The following is a 14,326-nucleotide window of genomic DNA, read 5'->3' on the forward strand; positions in this document are numbered from 1 at the left end:
TTACTTCCTTTCCTCTTTTTTCCATCCGGCATTGAAACTCCGCGGCGCAAAGGGCGGCATGGCCCGCCCCGGAGCACTCCACGGATTCAGGCCGTTTTCGAGCATCCACCGAGGCAGTTTCCCGGCCGCACGCCCCAGTGCAATCGCCCCGTAAAAGCGGTGCGGACCGCCCATCACGAAATCCATCCCCTTCACCATCAGTTTCTTCTTCCGATCGGCCAGCCCCAGTTCATCGAGCTGCTGCCGCCACTGGTAGATCTGCTCCCCGAGGTCGATCTTCGCCGGGCAGACCCCCGAACACGAATAACAGAGCGAGCAGGCCGACACATTGCCGCGGTGACGCTCCGCAGAACGAAGCATCCCAAGGTTGATCCCCAGCGGCCCGGGAATGAAATAGCTGTAGGAGTAGCCGCCCGAACGCCGGTAGACCGGGCAGGTGTTCATGCAGGCCCCGCAGCGCAGGCATTTGAGCATGTTGCGGTGCCGGGCGTCGGCCAGCCACTCCGAACGCCCGTTGTCGACCAGGATCACATGGATCTCCCGCCCCGGAGCCGGACGACGGTAGAGCGACGTGTAGGTCGTGACGGCCTGGCCCGTCCCCGAACGCGCCAGCAGCCGCGTGAAGACCCCCAGGGCCTTCATGTCGGGAATCACCTTCTCGATCCCGAGGATGGCGATATGCAGGTCGGCGAACGACGTCCCCAGATCGGCATTGCCCTCGTTCGTGCAGACGGCCAGCGCCCCGGTCGAAGCCACGGCGAAGTTGACCCCCGTCATCGAAATATCCGCATCCAGGAATTTCGGACGAAGGGCCCGCCGGGCGGCATGGGTCAGGTAGGTGGGATCGCTGTTGCCCGCCTCGGTCCCCAGCTCCCGCTCGAACAGCGCACCGACCTCCTCGCGGCGCACGGCAATCGCCGGCAGCACGATGTGGCTCGGCGGCAGATGCAGCAGCTGCATGATCCGCTCCCCGAGGTCGCTCTCCACCGCCTCGACACCCCGCGCCTCCAGGTAGGGCGTCAACCCGCACTCCTCCGAAAGCATCGACTTGCTCTTGACAAGCCGCCGCCCGCCGTGTGCGCGGATCAGACCCCAGACCGTCTCGTTCAGCTCCGCGGCATCCGACGCCCAATGGACCGTCATGCCGTTGGCCGTGGCGTTGCGCTCGAACTCGCAAAGGTAATCCCCCAGATGGCTCAGCGTATGGAGCTTGAGCTCCGACGACAGGCGCCGCAGCGACTCCCACTCGGGGACCGTCGCCATCATCCGGTCCCGTTTCTCCCGGACGGCATACAGCGCCCGGTCGTGCCACGCCAGACGCTCGGCGTTGGCGACAAAGCGTTTTGCAGATTGGGAATGCGTACTCATGGCCTCGAATTCAAGATTTCAACCAGATGGATCGTCCGGATCGGAAGACCTTCCCGCGTGATGATCCCCTGCATGTGCATCAGGCACGACGAATCGGCTCCGGTAATGTACTCGGCTCCGGTGGCAAGATGGCGTTCGACCTTCGCCCGTCCCATGGCCACCGACACGGCGTTCTCCTCCACGGAGAACATCCCGCCGAACCCGCAGCACTCGTCACGCCGTTCGGGTTCGACAACCTCGACCCCCTCGACCAGCGACAGCAGGTCGCGCAACTTCGAACGGGGAGGCTCCTGCAGCTCGCTCGGCGACGAAAGGCCCATCTTCCGGACCCCGTGGCAGGAGTTGTGCAGGCTCACCCGGTGCGGGAACCGGGCGTCGAGATGCGTCGGTTTCACAACGTCGTGGAGAAATTCGCAGATCTCCCAGATCCGCGCATCCAGGCACGCATGTTCCCGGTAATCGGGCAGCAGCCGCGGGTAACCCTCCCGCACGAAAACCGCACAGCTCGCCGACGGCCCCACCACGTAGTCGTATCCGGCAAAGAGCCGCTCCATGCGTTCGGCCAGCTCCCGGGCATCCTTCTCGAAACCCGCATTGGCCATCGGCTGGCCGCAGCAGGTCTGATCCAGCGGGTAATCGACCTCGCAGCCCATATGCCGCAACAACTCATACGAAGCACGCCCCACGTCGGGATAGAGCGCATTGATATAACAGGGAATGAACAATCCGACTTTCATCCGTATTTCCGTTTGCCGGGCCCGCAACGCACGGACCCGCTTCAAAGATAATCCTTTTCCGCGTTCGCTGTTCCGTGTCCCGGACTTTTTTCCTCGAAAAACACCCCAAACGCCCCCAAAATGCAAAAAAAAGAGAGCCCCGCATTGCGGGACTCTCCCAAACCGGTTACCGACCGATCATTTGATCTCGATCTGGCGGGCAGTCGAAGCGGTCTCCATCACCTTCTTCTTCGGAATGTCGATGCTCATCACACCATGCTCCACTTTTGCGGAGATCTTCTCCCGCTCGACATTGTCCGGAAGCAGCAGACTCTGCTGGAACTGCGTGTAGGAAAACTCCCGACGCAGATAGGTGCCCTTGTGCTTCTTGTCCTCCTCCTTCTCCTCGTTGTGCTTCTCCATCGAGATGATCAGCTCGTTGTCCTCGTTGATATGAACCTTGAAATCCTCCTTGGTCATACCCGGAGCTGCGACTTCGATCTTGTACTCGTCGTCGTTCTCAAGGATGTTTACGGCCGGAGCCGTCGTGTTGCGCCGCTCCATCAACCAGTCGTTGTTCAGAAAATCGTTGAAAATGCTCGGCAGCCAGTTTTGATTCCGTCTTACAGGTACCATAGTTGTGTCCTCCTTGTTTATTTTGGTTTAACATTTGTTCTTGCGTCCCCGCCTCTTCCGAAGCGGTTTCAACCCCCAATGGAACAAAACCTGTGCCACAGCATGAAATCGGAAATTTTGTCACTATTTGTCACAAATCCCGACATTTCGGGACAGGTTGTGACAAAAAGTCAGCCATCCATGCAGACAAGACGACATCCGGCGATCTTTTCGTACCTTTGTGCCGGGGATCGGTCCGCCCGGCAGCCGGAGCGGTACCTTCCCGGAATGCCGAACCTGCAGACTCCGCCCATGGAACAGACCCTTTTTCGGTCGGCAACCCCTGCCGACGTCCCGCGCATCCTGCAAATCATCCGCCAGGCCCAGCGCCGCATGGCCGCCGCCGGAAGCCTCCAGTGGCAGGACAGATACCCCGCCCCCGGGAATATCGACGACGATCTGAAACACCGATACGGCCATGTGATCACCCGGGAGGGAGCGTCCGGGGGGCCGACGGTCATCGCCTACGGTGCGATTGTCTTCGACGGGGAACCGGCCTACGAGGCCCTCGACGGAGCGTGGCTCACCCGAGGCGACTATGTGGTCGTGCACCGGCTGGCCGTGGCCGACGAAGCACTGGGAAACGGAATCGGGAGGGAATTCCTGAAACAGACGGAACAACTCGCCCGCGAACGCGGGATCCGGGCCTTCCGCATCGACACCAATTTCGACAACCGGCGCATGTTGCGGATCCTCGCCCAAACGGGATTCGTGCGCTGCGGGAAGGTCGTATACCGCAGCGGCGAACGCGAAGCCTTCGAGAAGGTTCTCTGACTCCCGGAAGGCTCCTCAGAAACAGAACGGCACAAAAAATCGGAACCGAAACGAATGTTCGATCCCGAATCCTTTGCTCAAATGGACATGTACACTCCGTTACACAGCCTTTTCCTCATGTCGGGCGGTTTGCCGCTGCGTCTCGATCTCCTTAAAAAACTCCTCCAGGGAAATCCCGTAATAATCGCATAAATCGGCCAAAGTCGTCAAGGATATACTGTGGCGGCCGCTTTCGATCCGCCCGATATTCAGATCGGTGTCGAAACGGACATTCTCCTGGGTCAACCCCCGGGTCCGACGGATTGACTTCAACCGCTCGATCACCTGCTCCACCAAAATGTCATTACGCCGCTGTCGTTTCATAATACAAAGAAGCGGATTTCTGCACTCAAAAGTTACTACACACTTGTCATACGGTTCGGAATCCGCTATTTCCGGATGCCGGGCGGGGGCTCGAACCGACACTGCCAGATCCGCCCTACTATCGAAAAAAGAGCCGCTTCCGGAGTTCCGGCACACGCCCGACAAGGCAAATTGCGAACTGCGGCAAAGGTAAACTTTTTCCAATTTGCATCTGCCGGGCCGCGACCTGTCTTTGATGCGGTCAAAGATACGGAATTAACGACAAAAACAGGCGGGAGGAGACGAAAATCGGCCTGTACGGCGGATTCAGGGTGGAGGCGGTCGGTCGAAGGATGGGTTAAGGGCGGAAAAAATCGACATTTTTCATCGAAGGATTTGCAGATTCATTTTTTTTGTTTACCTTTGCACCACGATAGGACCGAAGAGGTTATCGTCGGATGGTGCCATAGCTCAGTTGGTAGAGCAAAGGACTGAAAATCCTTGTGTCCCCGGTTCGATTCCTGGTGGTACCACTTGAAAATCAACGGCTTACAGCGATGTAGGCCGTTTTTTTGTCTTTTTCGTAGCGGTTTTATGCATATTTAAACAGGTTGTTTAAACCGTTGTTTAAACCATGAGTACCACAATTGAGGTCGTTTGCTACAAATCCAAAGTATTGGCAAACAATGAATCACCGCTAATGTTACGAATCACGAAAGACCGGATACTGTTTCAAAGAGTGTGTCTAGGGGGGGGTAAATAAAAAAGTCTACAGATTTTTTAGATTTGTACAGGGAATCAACAAAAAACTAAAAAAGGAGTAGACTTATGGTGTTGACAAAGGAACAACTTTCCGAATTAATATGCAAACATTCGGAGCGAGAAAATGGTCTTCAGGATCTGTTGGAGATCTTATTGGAGAGTATGATGGTCTCGGAACGCCGGGAATATCTCCGGGAAAACTCCGCATCAGGAAATAAATGCAACGGTTTCCGTCCGGGGCATAGTTACGGTCATGGCCGTACGCTGACGTTCCGGATACCTCGAGATCGCTACGGGAATTTTCATCCCCGGATTCTGGCGATCCTGCGCCATCAGGAGGATGAATGCGAACGCCTTGCCGGAACGCTGTATACGAAAGGTCTTACGCAGGAACAGGTTGGCGAGGTATTCCAGGATATCTATGGCGAGCACTACAGCAAGGCGAGCATTTCGCGGATGCTGGACTACCTCCGAGAAGATGTCTCGCAATGGCTCACGCGCTCTCTGGAGGCTTATTACCCCATCGTCTTCATCGATTGCGTACACATGAAGATCCACCGCAAGCGGAGCGTAGAAACAGAAGCTTTCTATGTGGTGCTAGCTGTGCGTGAAGACAAGCGGCGTGAAGTGCTGGGGATCTTCAACAAGCCCACGGAGAGCGCCCTGGGCTGGGGCGAGATGCTCACAGAGCTGCAGGAACGAGGCGTTCGGAAGATCGGCCTGGTGTGTGCCGACGGGCTGAAGGGTCTGGAGGATGTCATCAGTGCGGTCTTTCCCGGAACCCCGCTACAACGCTGTACGACGCACCTGAAACGCAATCTGCTGAGCTGCGTGCGCAACGGCGACAAGGGCGAGCTGGCCGAGGATCTGCGACAGGTCTTCCGTACGGGGGATCGCAGCTATACGGTGGAGAGAGCCTGGGAACAATGGCAGGCGCTCTGTGAGAAATGGGGTCAGGATTATCGCAGTTTTCGACGACGGGGCGAAGACCCAGCCTACAAAGCCTACTTCACCTATCTGAATTACGAGGCAAGGATTCAGTCGATGATCTACACGACGAACTGGATCGAGCGTCTGCAGAAGGATTTTCGACGGGTTACACGCATGCGGGGAGCCATGCCCAGCGAGGAGTCGGTACTGCTGCTGATGGGTAAAACGGCCATGGATAAGAAGTCCTACCTGAGGCCGGTGCCGCGGATCGACCTGGATCGGGAATTATTCCCCGAGTGAAGACTATAACACAAAAATATGAACAACACGCCGCGGCGTGTTGTTCTAAATCAAGAATCGCTATATTTGCATATCTGAAGAATCTGAAGGCGCCTGCACAGACACACTTTTTGAAACACTACCAAAGACCGTAAGTTAAAATATTCCAGCATCGGTATTTCTGTCAATCCCGCATTGTGGGATTTCGAGAAAAACAGACCGCGTAGAAATTGCCCGAATCGCCTGCATATCGAACGCCTTATTGCAGATAAAATAGAAGCCTATCGTACAAAGATGATTGAATTGCAGGCCGAGAAAAAGGAGTTTACCGCGACATCGTTACATGAAAGAGTTGCAGACAAGACTACGAAACGCACCGTTGGCGAGGTGTTCCTATCACAAATTGAGAACTTAAAGCAAACGGGGCGAACGGGCTATGCGCTATCGCACAGAGAGGTCTACAATTCTTTGGTGAAATTCAACGGACATCTGAACATCTACTTTTCAGACATCGACACGGTTTGGTTGAAACGCATCCGCAGAGGCACGGAATCGTCTACAACGATAGGAAATTAAATCGAGAATCCGCCAACCATTGCCAGTTTTTGCGCCGGTTCAGGTCCGTTTCACGGCGGAGCAGCATCAACGACACCTACGTGCGTTCAAATAAAAGACGGATTTTCCCATCAATACAAACTCAAAAAACGAGGCCCGCTCATGTTATGAGCGGGCCTCATCGCATTACGACTTTCCCAATCAGAAAAGCGCTCCGTGGAAAGCGGCAGGTGCTTCACCGTCAACCAAAACGACCTGACCCATGGAATAGGAACCGAAAGTAACCGGCGACCAGTCGATCTTGAAGGTTTTACCCGACCAGAACAGCGGCAAGGCCGTATAAGCACTCGCAAAGAGAGCCCCGTTGCCGTAGGCATCGTCATCGAACGACATCCCGGTAACCGTAAACTGATCCTCCGTTTCGTTGAACGACAGGGAGTAGGTAACCCAGCCCTGATAACCGCTGCAATCGTATACCATCATCATGCGCGGAGCTCCTCCATCCGTCATGTAAAACTCCAGATCCAACTCCTGCAACTGCAACCTGTATCTCTGGGCAATCGACGTATAGGCCTGGACGAACAGATAGGCAAACTCATTCTCCGAAGCGGAATACGACGGATACATGTCCAACATCGAGGCCAGAACGGTATAAGTCTTATTCGGGCCCAGCATGTAATGGAGCGGAATAACCGGATCGGCCTGCGCATCGACAGTCTGCGGAGTCCCCGCAACCTCGGCCTCGAATGCCGACGCCGAAGCATCCCAGGCAAAACCGGTCAACGTCTCCCCGGCAACCTCGATCGGCTCCAGCAGGCTGATGTTCCCCTCCAGGTCGGTCAGCGTATAACCCGAAGACTGGATCACATTCCCCTCCGGATCCACATACGAAATGTCGATCGACCGTGCATTGAGAATCAGGCTCACCTTCGTATCGCCGACCATGAAGTAGCAATACTCGCCCGAACGGTAACGCTGCGCATTGGTGAGCACATCCATCAAACCGCCCGATTTCACCGAAGCGGACTCTTCGGCCGTGGCCTGCCGCAGCGTCGCCGCAACCCGGTTGACACGGCCCGTCAGCGAGAAGACGCCATCCGTGAAGGTCTCGACCTCGAACTCGAAATCCGTCTGAAGACCCATGTTTCCCGAACCGTGGCTGATGCCGTCGTCCGGATCGTTGATCACGGCCAGATACGAATAGGTGTCGAACGACAGCGTCGGGCGCTGCAGCGAACGAATATTGTAGGTCGAAGTCTTGGGAACCCCGTTCCACTGCGGATAATAGAGGTTGTCCGTATACATCGTCACCATGTTGTCATCGGTGAACTCCATGTAGAAACGGTAGTTGCCCTCGCTGGTCATCACGTCGAAAATCCAGCCGTTCTCGGCAGCGGCAAGCTCCGAAATGTAACCCTTGATCACCGCATCGACCCGCGCATCGGCACTGCCGTCCATCGTCACCGTCGACTCGCACGACGTCAGGAACGACAGGCCGAAGAGTAATGCTATTATGCTGATAGTTTTTTTCATGTTCTGTTGTTTTTTGAATGGAACTTACTCCGTCGGCGGCGTCGCTACAACCGTGGCAACGGCCTCCTGGACATAACTTTCAAGACCGCGCTCGCCCGTCACCTCATTGTCCAGGAACTGAATGCCCCAGGAGTTGAGCAGATAGGTCTCCACGATCGACAGCTTCTGCTGGAGGGCATTGTAGGCGTCGGTCTCTTCGGACTCCTGGGCGACAGGAAGCACCGTCTCGTCGAACCACTGCTTGCCGTAGACCAGAATCATCGAGAGAACCTCCACGAAATCCTCGTCCTTGCTGCTCATGGCATAGTTGCTGACAAAACCGCGGGCATAGGATTCCGGATTATAATCCTGAGACTGGTTCCGGTCGTACTCCTTCCATCCCGTCGCGCTGTAAAAGCCCGCACTGATGTCCTGATACGTCTTGTCGAACATCACCGTCTGGTGCAGAATATGGGCAAACTCGTGCAGAATGGTATGCAGGGCCTGCTTCAAACCCGCCTCGTCGGTCGGATCGAAATTGTTGGCATTGAGCAGCAGGATCTTGCGGGCGCCCTCGGCCTGGCCCAGCTTGATCGAACCGTTCTGGTATTCGGGGCTGCCGACCAGCACCACCTTCTTCGGAGACATCCGCTTGATGAAGTCCACGCCCGCGGCCTGGACATAGGGCTTGAACCACACGTCGCGGATCGCCGCCATCATGGGTTTCACGGCATCGTACTCCACGGGCACCAGCCGCGAGGCAAGCGTCGTGTACATCTGGGCCGCGTCCCAGCGATAAACCACTTCGATGTTGTAGGGCTCGGTGAAATTCTCATAGAGCCATTTGTCCAGTTCGTTGGCCGCCTCTTCCGTTCCGCCCAGACCGGGAATTACGATATCGTCGGCAATCGTCTCCTTTTCCCGACACGAGAGCGTCCCGAGGGCCAATCCCAGCAACAGGACACCATATAGAATCTTGGTCTTTTTCATACTCTTTCTTTTTGCTTTTTCTGTCATGACTAACTCCAGGGCTGAGGAATATGGTCGTAAGGATTCTTCTCAAGGCCCGAAAGCGATGCGGTCTCCGGGATCTGAATCACACGGCGGTCGTCGTCGGGCGTCAGCGTGCTGCTCTCGCCCGAAAGCATCGTGTGCGTAACCGGAATGTTCCAACGCAGGATGTCGAACCAGCGCATTCCCTCATAGATGTACTCCATGCGGCGGGCATCGAGTACGGCCAGAACCAGGCCCCGCTGCAGTTTGCCCTCGTAGGTCGAAAGATCGGCCTTAAAACGCCCTGCATTGAAATTGGAATTCATGTAGTGATCCGACAGCGTCAACACATCGGTGTAATAGTCTACGACCTTGTCGCGCGAATAGTAATACTGAGCGACATTGGTGCTCTGAACCCGCCGCTGGGAGAACATCGTCAGATCGGCCAGGGCCAGGTCGTATTCGCCCGTCATGGCGTAGGCCTCGGCACGTGCCAGCAGCGCCTCCTCCAGCCGGAACAGGGCTACCCGGACATACGGCTGGCCCGTATTGGCGTTGATGTTGGACACCTTGAAGTCCTCATAGATCTTGGGCAGGAAGCCCGGGGCATCCGCCGGAGCGCCATTGAACCCGTAGGTCGGCATGTGCCAGTTCACGCCCGACGCATTCGCGCCCAGAATCGCATTGAACTCCTTGCCCCCGTGCGTATAACGGGTATAGGCCGTCGACATCGCGGTTCTGTTGAGCAGCGAGTAGGGTTCCGCAGCCAATATGACGTTCGCATTGTCGGCATTGCTAAAGGCCAGCTGCAACTCCGTCGATCCCGAATACATGCTCATCGCGCTTCTCCAGTCGAACAGGTTGCTCACGCAGAACAGCGATGCGAAATCATTGGGATGCGGGATCTTGACCTCCGAACCGTCGGCATTGAGCAGGGGCTCCTGCTGCTGATTCACGATACTGGCCCAGGTCGTCGGCTGCGGGATCAGCTGGGAGGCATAGGAGATCACCGTGGGATAATCCCGCTCGAAGAGCGCGACACGCAGCGCCAGCATCCGGGCCGCATCGAGCGTAAAGTGGAACTTCGGCTGCTCGAAATCCGCGGACGTACCCACCCCTTTCAAGCCTTCGGAGAGGTCGTCCTTCACCTTGGCCAGCGTCGCCGAAACCGTTTCACGATCATACTGTTTGTTGACCACATCCTCCGGCTCCGTCACATAGGGGATACCCGGATTGGTTCCGCGGTTGGCCTCGTCGAAGAAGTCCGTGAAGAGCGTCAGCAGGCAGAAGTGCGCATAGGCCCGGCAAAGCAGCGCCTCGGCACGGTAGGGTTCGCTGCCCTTGGGGTTCCCCAGTTTGTCGAGCGCCTCCAGGGCATGGTTGGCCGCCGCAATCGCCCCGTAGCAGGAGGTCCAATAGGCTTCGGCATCGTCGGAGTTCTCCATGCTGGGGTACTCGTCCCAGCGATAGGCCGTATAAATGAAGGCAAAACTGGAACTCGGCTGCGTTCCGTCCATCGTGGCGCCGTGGTCGGCCATCCCGTCGCAGCGGGGTTCGAGCCACGTCGCATAGAATTTTCCCGGATAGGCCGTCACGAGCAACGCCTTGACCTTCTCCAAATTGTCTATCTGTGTCCGGTTATCGGGCATCTCATCGAGGAATTTGTTGCAGGAGGCAAAAAATACCGCCGCGGAAACGACCGACAACACTGCTATCAATTTTCTCATAACTGTCTCTTTGTTGTTTCAATAATGACTTAGAATCCGAGGTTCAGCGAAAGCGTGAACTGCGTGGTGGTAGGCATGGCCACACCTCCCGTATTGAAGAACTCGGGATCCTGGCCCTTGAGCGCCTTGTCCGCATAGATCAGCCACGGGTCCTTGACCGTCAGACGCAGGCTTGCGGTCCGGAAGAAGCGGCTCTTGCTGACCCACGCCGGGGAGAAATCGTAATTGAGCGAAATGGTCTTCAGACGGATGAAATCACCCTTCACGACCCGAGCCGTCGAATAGTTGTAGTTGACGTAGGGATAACCCACGTCGAGCGAGATCGACTGGTGCACCCAGTCCGAAATCGACGGCGAGATGTTGTCGCCCGTCATCAGGAAGCGGTTCTTGAATTCGTTCGACATGGCGTCCAGATCGCTGTACTGGGCGTTGTAGGCGGGCGTCAGACGGATCTTGTTCCCGGCCTGGTAGGTGAAGAAGGCGTTGAACGTGAAGTTCTTGAAACGAACCGACGTATTGAAACCGCCCGTGTATTTCGGGTCCACCGGGCCTTCGTATTTCAGGAAGTCGGTCTCCGTACCCTGCATGTTCACATCCTGGCTCTCCACACCGTCGGCATTGATGAACAGCGGAATACCGGTCTGGGGATCGAGCCGCGTAAAGGGAATCGAGAAGAGGCTGTTCACCGGATAGCCCTCCTTGTTGCCGCCCTCGCTCTTCACCAGATCGTAAACCGACGGTTGGTCCTTGGCGTTCTTGATCGTATTCTCCGAATAGCCGAACGTGAAGTTTGCGGTCCAGGTCACGTTCTTCGTCCGGATGAGCGTACCGCCCAGCGTGATGTCCACACCGTGCGAGTCGAGGTCGGCGTAGTTGGCCAGTTTCCACGACTGCCCGCCGATTCCCGAGGTCTTGATATAGGCGATCAGGTCAAAGCCCTGACGGTTGAAATAGTCGATCGAGAAGTTGAGCCGGTTGTCGAAGAGCGTGAGGTCGAAGCCCGCATTGAACTGGTAGCTCTTCTCCCACGTCAGTTCGGAGTTGGCCAGCGCATCGATGCTGATCTGGTTCTCGCTCCAGCCCGGACGGTATACCTGGGAGCTGTAATAGACGGCTGCGGCATTCGACGCATTGGGCATACTGGCCGTCAGACCGTAACTCAGACGCGCGCTCAGCACATCGATCCACTCCACATCCTCCAGGAAGGGTTCGTTCTGCAGGTTCCACTTGGCACCGAAGTTCCACGTAGGAAGCCACCGGGCGCTCGAACTCGAACCCAGCGCATTACTTCCGTCGTAACGCACCGTGGCCGAAACGGAGTATTTCCGGTCGAAGGCGTAGTCGGCATTGGCATAGAAGGCCACGAAACGATCCTGATAGGTCGTCGCCGTGAAGAGATCCAGCTGGCGGTCGTTCATCATGCGGTAGAACAGCGGGTTGTTGAAGACCACGCCGCCCATGTTGTACTGATAACCGGCCTGGATCGCCGTCTCCTCGTCACGCTCCAGGTACTTGATCTGCGTACCGGCCAGGATGCTCAGCTCATGCGTGCGGGCATTGTTCCAGACCTTATTGTAGGCGAACGAGGCGCGCACCTCGTAGTTGAGCATCGTATTGTTGGTCGTGTTATAGAAACCACCCTGCTCCATGACCGAAACCGGCTCGGCATTCGGGTCGTCGGGATTGGTCCACAGGTAGCGGTTCCGCTGGCGGATCGTCGAGTTGCCGTCGGCACGGTAGGCTCCGGCGACGTTCGACTCCTCGGTAATCCGGTGAACCTGGTCGCTCTTGACATAACGGAGCATTCCCGTGAAGTTGAACCGGAGCCCCTTGACGATGTTGTAGTCGAACTGTCCCTGCAGTTTGGCATCCATCACATTGAGCTGTATCTTGTTCTCCTGCAGCTCTTTGAGAATGTTGAACGGAGCGTAGTTCATCGTCACGTACTCCAGATTACCGTCGTTGTCGTAGGGGCGGACCGTCCGGCTCGTATTGAGCGCATAGCTGAAGGGGTTGATGTCGAAGTCACGCGACCACTCGCCGCTCACCACGTCGATCGACCGCTGATAGGATCCCGGCGCCTCCTGCTGACGCAGCGATGCCACGGCCTGGAAGCCGACCGAGATCTTGCGGCTGATGTCGTAATCGTTGCGGAAGTTGAGCGTATAACGGCTCACATTGTCGGCAACCGACCATCCGGCGTCGTTCATGAAACCGATCGAGGCGTAGGTCCGCGACTTTTCGGTACCGGTCGAGATGCTCAGCGAGTGCTCCTGAAGCAGGTTGTGCGTAAAGAGAAGATCGAACCAGTCGGTATTCGCCTTGGCATACTGCATCAGGAAGGCATTCCGCGCCTCCCGCGTATTGGCCAGTCCGAATCCGGTTTCGGGGTCGTAGGCCGCAATGGCATTGTACATCAGTCCGTAGACACCCGAATTCGAGGTGTTGACGATATCCTGATTGAGGAGGCCCTTGCGTTCGAACTCCGAATAGACGGCCATCTGGTCGGCGGAGTTCATGATGTCGAAATTCGAATAGCGCGGTTTGGTACGGATCGTGAAGTTGCCCGTATAGGAGATCCGGGGAGCGCCCTGCTTACCTTTCTTGGTGGTGATCACTACGACACCGTTCATGGCGCGGGCACCGTAGAGAGCCGTTGCGGCGGCATCCTTCAGGATGTCGAACGTCTCGATATCCGAGGCGTTGATACCGGCCACGGAGGATCCGAGCAGCGTCGTGGGGTCACCGCTCGAAAGCTGGTCGTTGGAGATGTTGACCACATCCTCCAGGACGACACCGTCCACGACCCAAAGGGGTTTGTTCTCACCGCTGAGCGACGTCACACCACGGATACGGACCTTGGGGGCCGAACCGAACGTACTGGAGACGTTCTGGACCGAGACACCGGCTACCTGGCCTTCGAGCATACGGCTCACGTCGGTCACACCGGCGATAGCTATATCATCGGCACTGATCTTGACCGAGGATCCCGTAAAAGTCTCCTTCTTGGCATTTTTGAAACCCGTCACGACGACATCGTCGATTGCGGTGGTCGATTTTTCGAGTTTCACGTCCACACGGGTCATACCCTTCGACACGGCGATCACCCGTTCCTGATACCCGAGGAACGAGACGATGATCGTTCCGGGGGTGGAAGGCAGCGAGATGGTAAACGCACCTTTCGTATCGGTGACGGTTCCGCTGGAGGTTCCCTTCACAGTCACGGTAGCACCGATAACCGGCATTCCGTCTTCGGAATCCGTCACGCTACCGGACACCTTAACCTGTGCAAAAGCACTCGACAAGCTCAGGTTAATGATGATTAACAGCAGTAAAAATTTTCTCATGCATAAATGGTTTAAAGGTGAGTGTACGAGTCCATAATGCCCGAAGGATGTATTCGGGTTCTTCAAGTTGAATGGGATAAAATGTTATTTCGCTGTTTTTTTAAAATAAAAAGTCCACAGGACGGGCATAACCGCCGGTTCCCTGATTGTGAGTATGTTGACACGACGATCCGCATAAATCCGCAAATTGTTGATTGTGAGCGGACAATCGATTTTTCCGATCCGAAGATGCTGGTGTTCCGTTACCGGGAGGTAACTCCGGACAAGGGATTATTCCTCTGAGAATATGCTCTTTGGATTTGACCATGGGAGATTCCGTCGTTACTTAAACGTTACCTTTAGGGAT

The 14,326-nt window shown here is 56.2% G+C and carries 11 protein-coding genes, 1 tRNA gene and 1 pseudogene; 5 read left to right on the forward strand and 8 right to left on the reverse strand.

Annotation, left to right across the window (positions count from 1 at the left end; translation table 11 throughout):
* The 3 genes from ABGT65_RS00810 to ABGT65_RS00820 all read right to left on the reverse strand — a co-directional run bounded on the left by ABGT65_RS00810 (position 1) and on the right by ABGT65_RS00820 (position 2,720).
* A complete protein-coding gene (locus ABGT65_RS00810) occupies positions 1–1,368 on the reverse strand; it encodes an LUD domain-containing protein (protein ID WP_346699329.1) in 1,368 nt (455 codons plus the stop codon).
* The gene (locus ABGT65_RS00815; RefSeq protein ID WP_346699330.1) at positions 1,365–2,105 is read right to left on the reverse strand and encodes a (Fe-S)-binding protein; all 741 of its coding nucleotides are present in this window, start codon (positions 2,103–2,105) and stop codon (positions 1,365–1,367) included. Before ABGT65_RS00815 ends, ABGT65_RS00810 begins: the two co-directional genes overlap by 4 nt.
* 177 nt (positions 2,106–2,282) lie before the next feature.
* Positions 2,283–2,720, reverse strand: coding sequence for an Hsp20/alpha crystallin family protein (locus ABGT65_RS00820; protein WP_346699331.1), 438 nt, complete (start codon positions 2,718–2,720; stop codon positions 2,283–2,285).
* Between the two features lie 180 nt (positions 2,721–2,900).
* Between ABGT65_RS00820 and ABGT65_RS00825 the strand changes: the two genes are divergently transcribed.
* Positions 2,901–3,533, forward strand: a complete 633-nt coding sequence (locus tag ABGT65_RS00825; RefSeq protein ID WP_346699332.1) for a GNAT family N-acetyltransferase — start codon at positions 2,901–2,903, stop codon at positions 3,531–3,533.
* Between the two features lie 99 nt (positions 3,534–3,632).
* Here the strand turns inward: ABGT65_RS00825 and ABGT65_RS00830 are convergent, their stop codons facing one another.
* Positions 3,633–3,896, reverse strand: a complete 264-nt coding sequence (locus ABGT65_RS00830; protein WP_346699333.1) for a helix-turn-helix transcriptional regulator — start codon at positions 3,894–3,896, stop codon at positions 3,633–3,635.
* A 439-nt stretch (positions 3,897–4,335) separates the two neighbouring features.
* Between ABGT65_RS00830 and ABGT65_RS00835 the strand changes: the two genes are divergently transcribed.
* The 4 genes and pseudogenes from ABGT65_RS00835 (at position 4,336) to ABGT65_RS00850 (ending at position 6,422) form a co-directional block, all read left to right on the forward strand.
* Positions 4,336–4,408, forward strand: a tRNA-Phe gene (locus ABGT65_RS00835).
* Positions 4,409–4,703: 295 nt separating this feature from the next.
* The gene (locus ABGT65_RS00840) at positions 4,704–5,867 is read left to right on the forward strand and encodes an IS256 family transposase (protein ID WP_346699334.1); all 1,164 of its coding nucleotides are present in this window, start codon (positions 4,704–4,706) and stop codon (positions 5,865–5,867) included.
* A gap of 132 nt (positions 5,868–5,999) precedes the next feature.
* Positions 6,000–6,176 (forward strand): annotated as a pseudogene (locus ABGT65_RS00845) (Arm DNA-binding domain-containing protein); the annotation flags it as partial.
* A 57-nt stretch (positions 6,177–6,233) separates the two neighbouring features.
* Positions 6,234–6,422 carry a phage integrase SAM-like domain-containing protein gene (locus ABGT65_RS00850; RefSeq protein ID WP_346703031.1) on the forward strand — a complete coding sequence of 63 codons (189 nt, stop codon included), beginning with the start codon at positions 6,234–6,236 and terminating at the stop codon, positions 6,420–6,422.
* A 180-nt stretch (positions 6,423–6,602) separates the two neighbouring features.
* Here the strand turns inward: ABGT65_RS00850 and ABGT65_RS00855 are convergent, their stop codons facing one another.
* From ABGT65_RS00855 to ABGT65_RS00870, 4 genes are read right to left on the reverse strand one after another with little or no spacing between them, the layout of a single operon-like run.
* Positions 6,603–7,934: a DUF4302 domain-containing protein gene (locus ABGT65_RS00855; protein WP_346699335.1), complete on the reverse strand. Its 1,332-nt coding sequence runs from the start codon at positions 7,932–7,934 to the stop codon at positions 6,603–6,605.
* A gap of 24 nt (positions 7,935–7,958) precedes the next feature.
* Entirely contained in the window at positions 7,959–8,903 is a 945-nt protein-coding gene (locus ABGT65_RS00860) for a substrate import-associated zinc metallohydrolase lipoprotein (RefSeq protein WP_346699336.1), read from the reverse strand.
* A 29-nt stretch (positions 8,904–8,932) separates the two neighbouring features.
* Positions 8,933–10,633, reverse strand: coding sequence for a RagB/SusD family nutrient uptake outer membrane protein (locus tag ABGT65_RS00865; protein WP_346699337.1), 1,701 nt, complete (start codon positions 10,631–10,633; stop codon positions 8,933–8,935).
* Between the two features lie 29 nt (positions 10,634–10,662).
* Entirely contained in the window at positions 10,663–13,980 is a 3,318-nt protein-coding gene (locus ABGT65_RS00870; protein WP_346699338.1) for a SusC/RagA family TonB-linked outer membrane protein, read from the reverse strand.
* Positions 13,981–14,326 lie beyond the last annotated feature (346 nt).

The organism is uncultured Alistipes sp. (assembly GCF_963931675.1).
In the GTDB taxonomy this organism is placed as follows: Bacteria; Bacteroidota; Bacteroidia; order Bacteroidales; family Rikenellaceae; genus Alistipes.

What these genes read in the sequence shown, in the direction of transcription:
- ABGT65_RS00810 (WP_346699329.1), bottom strand. Translation starts at nt 1,368, where the DNA reads ATGAGTACGCATTCCCAATCTGCAAAACGCTTTGTCGCCAACGCCGAG.
- ABGT65_RS00870 (WP_346699338.1), bottom strand. Translation starts at nt 13,980, where the DNA reads ATGAGAAAATTTTTACTGCTGTTAATCATCATTAACCTGAGCTTGTCG.
- ABGT65_RS00815 (WP_346699330.1), bottom strand. Translation starts at nt 2,105, where the DNA reads ATGAAAGTCGGATTGTTCATTCCCTGTTATATCAATGCGCTCTATCCC.
- ABGT65_RS00840 (WP_346699334.1), top strand. Translation starts at nt 4,704, where the DNA reads ATGGTGTTGACAAAGGAACAACTTTCCGAATTAATATGCAAACATTCG.
- ABGT65_RS00825 (WP_346699332.1), top strand. Translation starts at nt 2,901, where the DNA reads ATGCAGACAAGACGACATCCGGCGATCTTTTCGTACCTTTGTGCCGGG.
- ABGT65_RS00820 (WP_346699331.1), bottom strand. Translation starts at nt 2,720, where the DNA reads ATGGTACCTGTAAGACGGAATCAAAACTGGCTGCCGAGCATTTTCAAC.
- ABGT65_RS00855 (WP_346699335.1), bottom strand. Translation starts at nt 7,934, where the DNA reads ATGAAAAAAACTATCAGCATAATAGCATTACTCTTCGGCCTGTCGTTC.
- ABGT65_RS00860 (WP_346699336.1), bottom strand. Translation starts at nt 8,903, where the DNA reads ATGAAAAAGACCAAGATTCTATATGGTGTCCTGTTGCTGGGATTGGCC.
- ABGT65_RS00830 (WP_346699333.1), bottom strand. Translation starts at nt 3,896, where the DNA reads ATGAAACGACAGCGGCGTAATGACATTTTGGTGGAGCAGGTGATCGAG.
- ABGT65_RS00865 (WP_346699337.1), bottom strand. Translation starts at nt 10,633, where the DNA reads ATGAGAAAATTGATAGCAGTGTTGTCGGTCGTTTCCGCGGCGGTATTT.